Origin of the sequence: Bacillus sp. FSL R5-0434 (genome assembly GCF_038004745.1) — a bacterium.
GTDB lineage: Bacteria > Bacillota > Bacilli > Bacillales > Bacillaceae > Bacillus > Bacillus halotolerans.
Genome location: NZ_JBBORV010000001.1, coordinates 1,001,174 through 1,014,328 on the forward strand (window position 1 = coordinate 1,001,174; position 13,155 = coordinate 1,014,328).

Below are 13,155 nucleotides of genomic sequence, written 5' to 3' on the forward strand. Positions count from 1 at the left end.
GATGCAGTGTTCTGCATCCTTTTTATTTTCCTGTTTTCAAAATGTTAAATATGATTTTTGCCTGGTCGGTATTGTTGATCAGTCCGCTGAATTTCTCTTTTCCGGGGCCGTACGCGTATACCGGTACTTCTTCACCGGTATGATCGGTACTGGTCCAGCCGCTGTTAGAGCGGGTGTTGAAAATTTTGATGATGGCTTTGTAGGCGCCTTTGCTTTTGTCAGCCTGTGAAGCGGCTTCAATACTTTTCATTTCTTCACGTGTGAAATCCAGATCTGTATAGCGGGCGAGCACATCTTTGACCGGTTTGCCTTCGCTGATTTTTTTGGCCATAAACTCAGGTGTTTTTTTCGCGGCCAAAATCGGCTCCGCATGCCAATTTTTTTCGCCGTTTGCACCGATGGTAAATCCGCCTGTTGTATGATCAGCAGCTGCAATCACAAGCGTATGTTTATCTTTTTTCGCAAATTCAATAGCGGCTTTATAGGCCTGTTCAAAATCCTTAACCTCGCTCATGGCTCCGACAGTATCATTGTCGTGAGCGGCCCAGTCAATTTGGCTGCCTTCGACCATCAAGAAAAATCCTTTTTTATTTTGATTCAGCCGGTCAATTGCTGAAACAGTCATATCTTTCAGGGATGGGGTTTTGCTGTCGCGGTCGAGCGCTTTATCAAGCCCACCGTCTGCAAAAAGCCCGAGCACCTGCTGATCTTTATTTTTCTTCAGCGCTTGTTTTGTTGTCACATAGCTGTAGCCCGCTTGTTTAAATTCTTTCGTTAAATTTCTGTCCTTGCGGGTAAAGTAGGATTTTCCGCCGCCAAGCAAAACGTCAATTTTTTGTTTGCCTTTTATTTTATCATCCATATAGCTGTTGGCGATTTGGTTCATATTTTTCCGCGATTCATTGTGAGCGCCGTATGCTGCGGGTGTGGCGTGGTTAATTTCAGAAGTTGCGACAAGCCCTGTTGACTTGCCTTGCTGCTTGGCTTCTTCGAGTATTGATTTCACTTTTTTTCCGTTTTTATCGACGCCAATTGCATTGTTATATGTCTTAACGCCTGTCGCCAATGCTGTTCCGGCGGCTGCTGAATCTGTAATATTATAGTCAGGGTCATCCGGGTGCGTCATCATCATGCCTGTCAGGTTCCGGTCAAATTCAGTTAACTTCGGGTTGTTCGGTGTTTCACCGTTATTTTTCATGGAACGGTAGGCGTTTATGTACGATGCTCCCATGCCGTCCCCAATCATCACAATGACATTTCTGATCTCATCTTTGTTTTGTTTTTTGGCGCTTGCTTTTTCGGTCTGCTGCAGCTCTGCACCGGCGAATATACCGGCTGTAAGCACGGAAACAGCTGCGACTGGCAGCAATTTTGATTTCATTTTTTGAAACAGACTCATTTTTTTGCAGGCCTCCTTTAATTTGTTCTGCTTATTACGATAGGGAATGTTTGTTAAGTGCGGCTGTTGATCCTGTAAACATTAAGTAAAGGATTGTGATGAATATAAATTGTCTGTGTCCGTTATCTTGCCTTTCTTTCATCAAAGCATTCATTTTTCCGGAAAAATCTTTACCTCATGGTTTATGCGTGATATGGTTGATTAAATAAAAAAACTGCGGATACCCGCAGTTTTTATCGAAACCTATAAGTTCAACATTCTTTTGCTATGTCATAAATCCCCAAAACCTTCTTCAATTATTTCCTAAATGTTGATAAACCGCCCAAAAAACATGACAAAAGCACTCGTTTTTTGTCACCTTTGAAATGAAAATGAAATATTTAATACCCTTAAAAACTTTTTTTGAAAACGAATAATTAAGAAATTTGTCACGTGAAGTCAAGACTATTTCTGTTGGGAATCCATCCTTATAATAGAAAACAAGATGATTAATTAAAAAAAGAGATAATAATAGATATACATATTTAGGGAGGAAAACATGAAAAAGCAAATCATTACAGCTACAACAGCAGTAGTTTTAGGATCGACCTTATTTGCAGGAGCGGCATCTGCACAAAGCGTCAAGGTGAAAAAAGGCGACACGTTATGGGATCTTTCAAAAAAATACGGCACCACAATAAGTAAAATTAAATCAGAAAACAAGCTTCATTCCGATATTATTTACGCAGGACAGACTTTATCTATTAACGGTAAATCGGCAGCATCAGGTTCAAAAAGCAGTTCATCTTCTTCTACATACAAAGTAGTGAGCGGCGACAGTCTTTGGAAGATTTCGAAAAAATACGGCATGACGATCAATGAACTGAAAAAACTGAACGGCTTAAAATCAGATCTTCTGCGTATCGGACAAGTTCTGAAAGTGAAGGGCTCAAGCAGTTCAAGCAGCTCCGGCTCATCAAGCGTGTCTACGTCTGCAACTTCTACATACAAAGTAGTAAGCGGCGACAGTCTATCTAAAATCGCGAAAAAATACGGCACAACGGTTAGCAAAATAAAGAGTCTCAACGGCTTAAAATCAGATTTAATCTATGTCGGACAAGTATTGAAGGTGAAAGGAACAAGTTCAAAACCTGTCACTTCCTCTAAACCTTCATCTAGTTCAAGCAGCAAAGTATCATCTACATCACTTAACGTAAGCAAACTGGTTTCTGATGCAAAAGCGCTAACTGGAACGCCGTACAAATGGGGCGGAACAACAACTTCCGGTTTTGACTGCAGCGGATTCATTTGGTACGTATTAAACAAACAAACAAGTGTGGCAAGAACGAGCACTGCGGGATACTGGAGTTCCATGAAGAGCATTGCCAGCCCGTCTGTCGGTGATTTCGTATTCTTTACAACATATAAATCCGGCCCTTCTCACATGGGGATTTACATTGGAAACAACAGTTTCGTTCATGCAGGATCTGACGGTGTACAAATCAGCAGCCTGAACAACAGCTACTGGAAGCCTCGCTACCTCGGTGCGAAAAGATTCTAATTTTACGAAGTAACCCGTTCATAGAACGGGTTTTTTTCATTAGACGGAGCATCTTCGTTTTGGTTACATTTAAAAATGAAAATGTGATAAAAAGTCCAAAAACTTTTTTTCCTTCTTATTTTCATAAAGGGCGATCGCATAAGCACCGGCATAAGGCAACTGCACAGAATGGTAAGGAATTCTGATCATCTGTTTTTCCTCTAATTCGCGCTTTACTGTAGATAAGGGGAGGAATGAAACGCCAAGTCCTTCTTTTATAAACCGTTTCGTTATATGGGTTTGTGTGACTTTCATTGTTCTCACAAATGGAAAAGTCACTCTGACTTGACGGAGTAAGTCGTCCCAGTAGTCAGGATGATTGTGGGTCAAAAGCAGGTATTGCTCAAGCACCTCTTTGGCATCAATTTCTTCGTCTGATGTGAAACGCTGATCAGGAGGCGCAACGAGGACGACAGGGTCCTTATATAAACAGTGGCATGTTAAAGAAGAAGACTGGACTTTTAAACAGCTCAGTCCGATATCCGCCTCGCCGGCTTTAATCAGAGACGAGATTTCTGCCGATTCAAAAATTTTCACTGCAATTTCTGTTTCGGTATTCATTGAAGTGTATCGTTTCATAACAGATGGAAGCACGGTATCGGCAATAAGCGGCGAAACCGCGAGCTGTAAGGTTTGAGAGTAGCCTTGTCTCACTCTGTGGAGCTCTGCCATGCTGTTTTCATAGTCATCAAGCAGCCTCAGTGCGAACGGCAAATAAGCCCTGCCTTCATCGGTTAACTGAATCTGCCTGCCTTTTCGCTCGAACAGCTTGCAGCTGATTTCTTTTTCTAATTGCTTGATATGAACGGTTACAGTGGGCTGAGATAAAAAAAGCGTTTCTGCTGTTTTTCTGAAGTTTTCATATTTCGCTGCGGTCACAAAGGTGTGAAGCCATTTGAAATCCATTTCCATTCTCCCTCTGATTAAGATTTTTAATTAATTCCCTTTAAAATATTCAATATTTTTTAAATATTATATTTACTATAATAACAGAAAAGGATAGGGGGAATACAAATGGTACATTACGGATTAAAGGGAATTACATGTGTGGACACATCAATCAGCCATATTGATGGCGAAAAAGGTCGGCTTATCTACAGAGGGCATCATGCAAAAGACATCGCGCTGCATCACAGCTTTGAAGAAGCCGCTTACTTGATTTTATTTGGAAAACTGCCGGCATCAGATGAATTACAGACATTTGAAAAAAAGCTGATTGCGGAGCGAAACCTGCCTGACCGCATCGGGCGTTTGATTCAGTCGCTGCCAAACAACATGGACGACATGTCGGTACTGAGAACGGTTGTTTCAGCATTAGGGGAAAATACGTACACGTTTTATCCAAAAATAGAAGAAGCGATTCGGCTGATTGCCATCACGCCGTCCATTATCGCTTACAGAAAACGCTGGGTGCGCGGCGAGCAATCCATTGAGCCATCTTCCCAGTATGGACATGTCGAAAACTATTATTATATGCTCACAGGTGAGCAGCCTTCAGAAGCAAAAAAGAAAGCGCTTGAAACATATATGATTCTGGCCATGGAGCACGGCATGAACGCATCAACTTTCTCAGCACGGGTCACTTTGTCTACAGAGAGTGATTTGGTATCGGCCATTACCGCGGCGCTTGGCACGATGAAAGGCCCGCTGCACGGAGGGGCTCCATCTGCTGTGACGAAAATGCTTGAAGACATTGGAGAAAAAGCGAAAGCTGCAGCGTATTTGACAGCAAAGCTTGAAAAAGGAGAACGCCTGATGGGATTTGGGCACCGCGTGTATAAGACGAAAGATCCGCGGGCAGAAGCTTTGAGACAGAAAGCTGAAGAGGTTGCAGGCGATGACCGTGATTTGGATCTGGCGCTGCATGTAGAGGCAGAAGCGATTCGTTTGCTGGACATCTACAAACCGGGCCGCAAGCTGTACACAAATGTTGAATTTTATGCAGCGGCTGTCATGAAGGCGATTGATTTTGATGATGAATTGTTTACACCGACGTTTTCAGCAAGCCGAATGGTAGGCTGGTGCGCACACGTGCTGGAACAAGCAGAAAACAACATGATTTTCCGCCCGTCAGCTAAATATACAGGGGCTATTCCTGAAGAAGTACTTTTATAAACATATTTTGCGGTTTATTCGCTGCTGTGATGTGGTAAACGATCAGTATTATCATGTCTAGGAGTGATCAATATGAACCCAATGGACAGACAAACAGAAGGACAAGAACCGCAGCGGCAGGACCGGCAGCCGGGTATTGAGTCCGAAATGAATCCTCTTCCTTTATCAGAGGACCGTGATTATAAAGGAAGCGGAAAACTGAAAGGAAAAGTCGCGATCATTACAGGAGGCGACAGCGGAATCGGGAGAGCGGCAGCAATCGCGTACGCAAAAGAAGGGGCGGACGTCTCCATTCTTTATCTGGACGAACATTCTGACGCGGAGAAAACGCGAAAACAGATTGAACATGAAAACGTCCGCTGCCTGCTGATTCCGGGTGACGTCGGAGATGAGAAGCATTGTGAACAGGCTGTACAGCAAACCGTAGACCATTTTGGGAAGCTGGATATTTTGGTTAACAACGCAGCTGAACAGCACCCGCAGGACAGTATTCTTGATATTTCAACAGAACAGCTTGAAAAAACCTTCCGCACGAACATTTTTTCAATGTTTCATATGACGAAGAAAGCTTTGCCTCATTTGAAAGAAGGGAGCGCAATCATTAATACGACCTCGATTACCGCTTATGAAGGGGATACCGCATTAATTGATTATTCCAGTACAAAGGGGGCAATTGTCTCCTTTACACGATCAATGAGCAAATCTCTTGCGGACAAAGGCATCAGAGTGAATGCGGTGGCGCCCGGTCCGATTTGGACACCGCTGATTCCGGCGACATTCCCGGAAGAAAAAGTGAAGCAGCATGGACTTGATACACCGATGGGCAGACCGGGACAGCCGGTTGAGCATGCGGGGGCGTACGTCTTGCTCGCATCTGACGAATCTTCCTATATGACGGGACAGACGATTCATGTAAATGGCGGCCGTTTTATTTCAACATAATGTACAAAAAACCAGCAGATTTGCTGGTTTTTTTGTGCATGAAAATATGTTACCGCAGAAATTTGTCGAATTTTTTAAAAATTTAGTTTTCATTTTCAGATTTTTATATATAATATTGAGTAGGAGAAAGGAATGATTCATCACCAGTACAAATATAGTAGAAAAAAAGAAAAACGGCCATTACCGCTCATGAATTCAGAAAATTCAAATAAAATATAAAGAAAACATCAGCTAGGAGTTGAAGGGGAATGAAAGGAAGCGTATTTAGGAAGAAAAGCATACAAGATTTAATCGCTGCAACAAATGGAGAAAAATCCTTAAAAAGAGAATTAGGGGCGTTTGACTTAACATTGCTTGGGATTGGGGCCATTATTGGTACTGGGATTTTTGTACTGACGGGGACAGGGGCAGTAACTGCCGGACCCGGACTGACCATTTCATTTGTTGTCGCAGCGCTGGCTTGTTTATTCGCTGCATTGTCTTATGCTGAATTTGCTTCAAGTGTGCCTGTCTCAGGTTCCGTGTACACATTTACTTATGCTACAATGGGAGAACTTTTGGCCTTCATTATCGGGTGGGATTTAATTTTAGAGTATATGCTGGCGGTAAGTGCCGTTTCAGTCGGGTGGTCCGGGTATTTTCAATCATTTTTGTCCGGGCTGGGCATTCATCTTCCGGTTGCCTTAACGGCTGCTCCGGGGGCTGTAAAAGGAACATTTACCATTTTTAATCTGCCTGCGTTTGTCATTGTTCTTGCGATTACGTATTTGCTTTATTTAGGTATCAGAGAATCTAAAAGAGTCAACAACATAATGGTCATTTTAAAAGTGCTGGTCGTTCTCTTATTTATTGCGGTGGCAGCTGTTTACGTGAAGCCGGATAACTGGCAGCCGTTTATGCCAATGGGCTTTGGCGGCGTATTCAGCGCAGCGGCGCTCGTTTTCTTTGCTTTTATCGGATTTGACGCTGTATCCTCTGCTGCGGAAGAGACGAAAAACCCTGGGAAGGATCTGCCGAAAGGAATTATTTTCTCATTATTGGCTTGTACGATTTTATATGTTACTGTATCAGCCATCATGACAGGGGTTGTTCCGTTTGCCCAGTTTGCAGGCATCGATCATCCGGTTTCTCTCGTTCTTCAAAGCGCGGGGCAAAACTGGGTGGCAGGCATTATCGATATCGGCGCGGTTTTGGGAATGACAACGGTTATGCTTGTGATGCTTTATGGACAGACACGCGTTATGTTTGCTATGTCTCGTGACGGCCTGGTTCCGGGCTCGCTTTCTAAGGTTCATCCGAAGCATAAAACACCTTATGTTGCGACTTGGTTTTTCGGCATTATGTCGGCGCTTCTCGGTTCACTTGTTCCGCTTGATGAGCTTGCCAAGCTGGTAAACATCGGAACGCTGTCAGCGTTTGTGCTGATTTCTGTGGCGGTTATCGTATTGAGAAAGAAACAGCCTGATCTCCCGAGAGCTTTTAAATGCCCAGGGGTTCCGGTTATCCCGGGCTTAGCAATTCTTTTCTGCCTGTTCTTAATTTTTAATCTTGGATGGGTGACGATTGTCCGCTTCCTTGTGTGGCTGTTAATTGGCATGGCGATCTATTTCTTATATTCAAGAAAGCATTCAAAATTAAATCAATAACTCTCAAAGAAGAGAGCGGCTTACACTGGCCGCTCTCTTTTCTATTCTCATCAAATGAATGTATAGAAATAAGCATGAAAATAAGAGATAATATAGGCTGGAAAGGAAGTGACATCATTGTCTGAGCAAAAACCAGTCCAATGGGCTTCAAAAATCGGTTTCGTCATGGCTGCCGCTGGATCAGCCATCGGCTTAGGCGCGATTTGGAAGTTCCCTTATGTAGCGGGGACGAATGGAGGAGGCGCCTTTTTCCTTATTTTTGTGCTATTTACCATTCTCTTGGGCTATCCGCTTTTAGTGGGAGAATTTATCTTTGGGAGACGGAACCAAACGAATGCCATTGATGCATATAAAAAAGAAGCGCCGCGAACAGCTTGGTTTCTCACAGGATGGGTCGGCGTAGTGGCTTGTTTCTTAGTTTTATCGTTTTACAGTGTTATCGGAGGATGGATTTTACTATATATAGTGAAAACAGCATCAGGTTCACTGTCAGGACTCACCCAGGAACAGTACGGTGCACTTTTTGGTTCTGTTATTCAAAATCCCGTGCAGACGCTCGCGGCTCAGCTTATCTTTATGGTGCTGACTGTGCTGGTTGTCGCCAGAGGGGTTCAAAAAGGGATTGAACGGGTAAGCGCGGTGATGATGCCGATTTTGTTTATATTGTTTGTCCTGCTTGTTCTTCGGTCGCTCACGCTGGATCATGCGATTGAAGGCGTGAAATTTTTGCTTGTGCCTCATTTCGGCGATTTGACGCCGGAGTCTGTTTTATTTGCGCTGGGACAGGCTTTCTTTACGTTAACACTGGGGGTTTCGGTCATGGTGACTTACAGCTCCTATCTGCCGAAAACGCAAAATATCCCGCGGTCTGCAGCCTCCATTGTCGTCATGAATATCATTGTGACACTTTTGGCAGGCCTGGCTATTTTTCCTGCGGTTTTCTCCTTCGGATTGGAGCCGAATGAAGGTCCGACTTTGCTGTTTACAGTGCTTCCGGCCGTTTTTGAACAGCTTCCGTTCGGCATCCTGTTTTTCATCGGCTTTCTTGTCGCATTTTTATTTGCCGCACTGACCTCTGCCTTTTCAATGGTGGAAATGATTGTAGCCATTATCGGCAAAGGCGATGAAACGAAGAGGAAAAAACTGTCATGGACAAGCGGGTTTTTAATCTTCTTAGTCGGTATCCCATCTTGCTTATCTTATGGCATGCTGAGCGATGTGCGCATATTTGATAAGACGTTTTTTGACGTTGTCGATTTTACTGTCAGCAATGTTCTGCTGCCATTAGGCGCCCTGTTAATTTCTATTTTTATTCCGCTGAAAATATCGAAACAGGAGTTGTGGGCAGAAATGAGACAAGGATCGCATCCCGGAAAAGCATTCTTTTATATATGGTTTTATTTGCTCCGTTTCGTTGTGCCGCTGGCTATTATTATTGTGTTCTTAAATTTAATCGGGATTATATCCTTTTAGAAAAACAGGCTCTGTTGGGGGCCTGTTTTTTTGTTTTTTATGATTTCATCAGCGGCTCCCATGCGGTTTTCAGCTTTTTGATACCGAGCCGGATGTCCTCTTCAGAAAGCCCTCCATAACCGATTAAGACAGAAACAAACGGCGGCTGGCTTTTGTACGATGGAGATACCGGATAGACATTCACTCTGTTTTTGGCAGCGGCTTTTATTGCATCAACCTCACTGGCTGAAAACATGAGCCGGAGCAGGATGTGAAGCCCCGAGTTTTTTCCGAGAACCTCCACACTGTCTCCCAGTTCAGTTCGTATCGCTTCCAGCAGAACAGCGTGTTTTTTTCGATACAAGGATCTCATCCTGTTCAAATGCTTTTGCCATTCGCCGTTTTCAATGAAATCTGCCAATGCCAATTGATTATGAGAAGAGACGGTCTGTTTCATCAAAAGCGCATTTTTTCTTACGGGTTCAATAAGTGCAGCAGGAAGAATCATATAGCTGATCCGCAAGGAAGGGAGCAATGATTTTGAAAAAGTGCCGAGATAAATGACCCTGCCATTCGGGTCAAGGCCTTGCAGAGATGGAATGGGCTGCCCGCTGTAGCGAAATTCTCCATCATAATCATCCTCAATAATAAATGAGTTTGCCTCTTTTGCCCAAGACAACAGCTCCTGTCTTCGGGCGATCGTCATTATGCTCCCGAGCGGGAATTGATGCGAGGGAGTCGTATAGACAAGATGCGGGCTCTCGGGTTTAAGGATAGCCGGCAGGACTCCTTCTTCATCAGTGCAAATGGGAATCACGTTCATGTGATTGGCCTCAAACATTCGTCTTGAACGGTGAAATCCCGGTTCTTCAATCCCGATTTTTGTTCCCGGCTGAAGCGTAAGGCAAAGAATTTGCAGAAGGACAGTAGTGCCTGCTCCGATAATAATCTGGCTGGGGTCACAATTGACACCCCGTGACAGTCTGACAAATCGGGCTATCATTTCTCTGAGTGCAGGTTCTCCTTGAGGATCGCCTGAGGTGTAAAATTGTTCAGAATACAGATCGAGACTTTTCACTATGCTTTTTCGCCAAGCGTTAAAGGGAAAGTGGACCGGATCGACATTTCCTTGATGAAAGTTAATAACAGGTTCTATTTCTTTATGAGTGACCGATTGAGGAGGCGGTTGATATGATACTGGAGCAGCCGGAAACTCAGGTTCAATTTCTGCCGCAAACCAGCCGATTTTAGGCTTGCTTTTGACATATCCTTCAGCGGTTAATTGCTCGTAGGCGCGTTCTACCGTTGCCGTGCTGACACCGAGCAAGCCGGAGAGCCTGCGTTTTGACGGAAGCCTCATTCCCTTGGTGATTCTGGCATGTGTCATTTCTTGTTTGAAATAGGTGTAAAGCTGTTCATACAGCGGTGTTTTGCTTGTTTTGTCCAGAAACGGCGTGATATCCATTTTATCTCTCCTTTGCATCTGGCGTGGTCATTTTTTCAGGTTTTGGCTATTTGGTGAATGCCATAAATCGGATATTATCATTGTAACGAATGGAGAGGGGATTGATAAGATGCTTCATATCAAACAATTAACGACTAGAGAAGAATGGATGGAAGCATATCCGGTAATGCGTGAATTAAGAACAGAGCTGGATGAAAAGACGTATTTACATAGGCTGGAGCGCTGTGTCCAAAAAGAGTCGTATATGCTGTTTGCCTTATATGAGGATAAAGCGATCAGGGCGCTGTGCGGCGCACTGCCAAGGGTCTCGCTTCATAAAGGAGAGTACGTATGGATAGCGGATCTTGTCACAAGCGGGTCTCACAGATCTAAAGGGTACGGCAAACTTCTTTTGGATTATGCGGCAAACTGGGCGAGAGATGCGGGCTATCCTCTTGTCAGTCTTTCATCAGGCCTTCAGCGCAAAGACGCCCACAGATTTTATAAGGATAAAATGGGATTTACGATTGAAAGTTATTTATTCAGAAAACAGCTGTAATAAAAAAGACGCCGTTTCAGGCGTCTTTTCTGCTAAAAGCCAAACTGTAAGTTGGTATCCACTGATACGATGGTATACACACAGATAATCACAAAGAGATTAAGTACAACGCCGAGCAGGCCGGGACCCGTGCGTCCTCTTTTGATGAAAAGCTCGATAACGCCAAACGGAACGGCGGCCATGGCAAACGGCAGCATTTGATAAGAATAAGAGGTCACATTGCTGATAATCGCCAAATTAAGCAAGAGCAAAGACAGAATTGCTGTCCCGACAGATATCCAGCCAAATACATTATGTTCTTTAAAAATTCTTACCAATTCCATAATTCCACCTCGCCGACATTTGCTGATTTTACTGATTTGTTTTTCAGCATGCGCTGGATTTCCTTGGTCGGTCCTGTAACGACTGAGCCGTATACATTAACACCATTTTTCTCTACATAATCCAAGCGGGAGTCCACTTTTAAATCTTTTCGTTTTGAGATGACCTGCGCCCATTTCTCGTGCTTCGATATGTAAGTTAAAGCATCGATAAATTGGTCGCCGTTTGACTTGCCTTTTGTATCAAGAGCAGTCAGGAACTTTGAATCTTTCCCTGGGTAGCCAAGCGGCTCTGCGTAAGGGGTATCCTTTGTATTGTTCTCTGTTTCAACTGCGTTCCACAAAAAGCTTACATCATAGCCGCTGAATTTTTGATACACTTCTTTTGTCGGATATGCCCGGTCATAAGAAAGGTAGACCTCGGAAACAGTCCCTTCAGGCAAAGTTTTTAATGTTTTTTCTGCTTTTGCGGTTGTTTGTTCAGATCCGCTTGATGGGTGTGTAAAGTAATGGCCGGCTTTATGGATTTCTAAGTCATAGTAGTTGACGACCGGCGCTTTCACTCTGTCATAAAACATTTCCACCCGTTCATTCCCCACGGCGGCCGTTTTTGTGCCAATCTGTTTTTGCAGCGGGAATTCTGTATTCATGCCAAACAGCTTCACCTGGCTCTTCAGTCCAGAAGTATCGACAAGAACATTTGGCATAGTCAGGGCTACAGTGACTGCGGCAGTTTCCATAAATTCATTGCCGGTGCTGTGTTTTCCTCCCATTCCGTAATAGAGGTAGCTTCCCAGCGTACATAGCGGCAAAATCATTAATGTCGAAATGACGGCAAGCGCGGAAATACGCAAATAAGACTTCCGTTTGCCGTAGGCCAGAATGGCTTTTTGTTTTTCAGGACTGATGTCGACATCCCAATCATGATCGTCTGGCAGCTCACTATCAATCATTTCCTGATACACTTCGAGCTTCTCAAGTTCCTCTTCAAACGCGGTCATTTCCTGATCGCTCATTTCACCGTTTTTATATTGATCAAAACGCTTTTTAAATTCTTCATTCATCATTAACACCTCTATTATAAAGTGCTTTCAGCCGCTGTCTGGCACGAAACAAAACACTTTTAAAATTCGCCTCTGAAATATTCATAATATGGGATGCTTCTTTGTAATTTAATTCTTTTAAATAATATAGTGTTAACGCCTCCCGATAGTTATCGGGGAGCTCGGACATATAACCAGTCAGCACTTCCTTTATCTCTACCTGATGGGCAGGGCTCTGAACAGCAGTTTGAAAGAGACTTCCAATCAAATCATCAGAAATGGTTACTTCTTTCTTATGCTTTCTGACGTAATCAATGAAGGCGTTCCGCGCCACTTGAAAAAGCCAGGGCTTTACTTTGCTGTGATCATAGGAGTGAATGTGTATGTATGCCCGCATAAAGGTTTCCTGCAGCAAGTCTTCGGCAAGATGCTTGTCTTTTGTCATGGAGAGCAGGAACCTGTAAACATCATTCATGTACATTTGGTAAATTTCATCGATCGTCACTGCCTTTTCTCCCCTCTATGTTATACACGCATAAGAAAGGTTTAAAGTTGCACATTACATGCAAACGGCTTTTTAATACGTAATTAAACACCATTACTCTATAGTACCTAAAATTTGCCCTGAAAGATAGTGGTGAGAAATGTTTAACATT

General features: G+C 43.6%; 12 protein-coding genes. 6 read left to right on the forward strand and 6 right to left on the reverse strand.

The window, feature by feature from the left end; all coding sequences use genetic code 11:
- Positions 1-22: 22 nt before the first annotated feature.
- The gene (gene phoA, locus NYE43_RS05145; RefSeq protein ID WP_024120724.1) at positions 23-1,399 is read right to left on the reverse strand and encodes an alkaline phosphatase PhoA; all 1,377 of its coding nucleotides are present in this window, start codon (positions 1,397-1,399) and stop codon (positions 23-25) included.
- Between the two features lie 538 nt (positions 1,400-1,937).
- On the opposite strand from phoA, the gene NYE43_RS05150 reads away from it, so the two are divergent.
- Positions 1,938-2,939, forward strand: coding sequence for a C40 family peptidase (locus NYE43_RS05150; RefSeq protein WP_024120725.1), 1,002 nt, complete (start codon positions 1,938-1,940; stop codon positions 2,937-2,939).
- Between the two features lie 69 nt (positions 2,940-3,008).
- On the opposite strand, the gene citR is transcribed toward NYE43_RS05150, so the two are convergent.
- The gene (gene citR / locus NYE43_RS05155; RefSeq protein WP_024120726.1) at positions 3,009-3,884 is read right to left on the reverse strand and encodes a transcriptional regulator CitR; all 876 of its coding nucleotides are present in this window, start codon (positions 3,882-3,884) and stop codon (positions 3,009-3,011) included.
- 108 nt (positions 3,885-3,992) lie between these two features.
- On the opposite strand from citR, the gene citA reads away from it, so the two are divergent.
- The 4 genes from citA (at position 3,993) to NYE43_RS05175 (ending at position 9,154) form a co-directional block, all read left to right on the forward strand.
- A complete protein-coding gene (gene citA, locus NYE43_RS05160) occupies positions 3,993-5,093 on the forward strand; it encodes a citrate synthase CitA (RefSeq protein ID WP_326323241.1) in 1,101 nt (366 codons plus the stop codon).
- Between the two features lie 72 nt (positions 5,094-5,165).
- Complete coding sequence (locus tag NYE43_RS05165; protein WP_341061149.1) at positions 5,166-6,035, forward strand: SDR family oxidoreductase; 870 nt, start codon at positions 5,166-5,168, stop codon at positions 6,033-6,035.
- 248 nt (positions 6,036-6,283) lie between these two features.
- On the forward strand, positions 6,284-7,681 hold the full coding sequence (gene bcaP / locus NYE43_RS05170; protein WP_024120729.1) for a branched-chain amino acid transporter BcaP: 1,398 nt from the start codon (positions 6,284-6,286) through the stop codon (positions 7,679-7,681).
- Between the two features lie 117 nt (positions 7,682-7,798).
- A complete protein-coding gene (locus tag NYE43_RS05175) occupies positions 7,799-9,154 on the forward strand; it encodes a sodium-dependent transporter (RefSeq protein ID WP_024120730.1) in 1,356 nt (451 codons plus the stop codon).
- Positions 9,155-9,191: 37 nt separating this feature from the next.
- On the opposite strand, the gene pdxR is transcribed toward NYE43_RS05175, so the two are convergent.
- Complete coding sequence (gene pdxR, locus NYE43_RS05180) at positions 9,192-10,598, reverse strand: MocR-like pyridoxine biosynthesis transcription factor PdxR (RefSeq protein ID WP_216394576.1); 1,407 nt, start codon at positions 10,596-10,598, stop codon at positions 9,192-9,194.
- Between the two features lie 109 nt (positions 10,599-10,707).
- Between pdxR and NYE43_RS05185 the strand changes: the two genes are divergently transcribed.
- The gene (locus tag NYE43_RS05185; protein WP_095713736.1) at positions 10,708-11,136 is read left to right on the forward strand and encodes a GNAT family N-acetyltransferase; all 429 of its coding nucleotides are present in this window, start codon (positions 10,708-10,710) and stop codon (positions 11,134-11,136) included.
- Between the two features lie 32 nt (positions 11,137-11,168).
- Here NYE43_RS05185 and NYE43_RS05190 read toward each other — a convergent pair whose 3' ends face one another.
- The 3 genes from NYE43_RS05190 to sigM are packed head-to-tail and all read right to left on the reverse strand — an operon-like array spanning position 11,169 to position 13,004.
- Entirely contained in the window at positions 11,169-11,459 is a 291-nt protein-coding gene (locus NYE43_RS05190; protein ID WP_024120733.1) for a hypothetical protein, read from the reverse strand.
- Positions 11,447-12,523: an anti-sigma factor gene (locus tag NYE43_RS05195; RefSeq protein ID WP_081638263.1), complete on the reverse strand. Its 1,077-nt coding sequence runs from the start codon at positions 12,521-12,523 to the stop codon at positions 11,447-11,449. The genes NYE43_RS05190 and NYE43_RS05195 overlap by 13 nt, the downstream gene beginning before the upstream one ends.
- Complete coding sequence (sigM, locus tag NYE43_RS05200; RefSeq protein ID WP_024120735.1) at positions 12,513-13,004, reverse strand: RNA polymerase sigma factor SigM; 492 nt, start codon at positions 13,002-13,004, stop codon at positions 12,513-12,515. The genes NYE43_RS05195 and sigM overlap by 11 nt, the downstream gene beginning before the upstream one ends.
- Between the last annotated feature and the right edge of the window lie 151 nt (positions 13,005-13,155).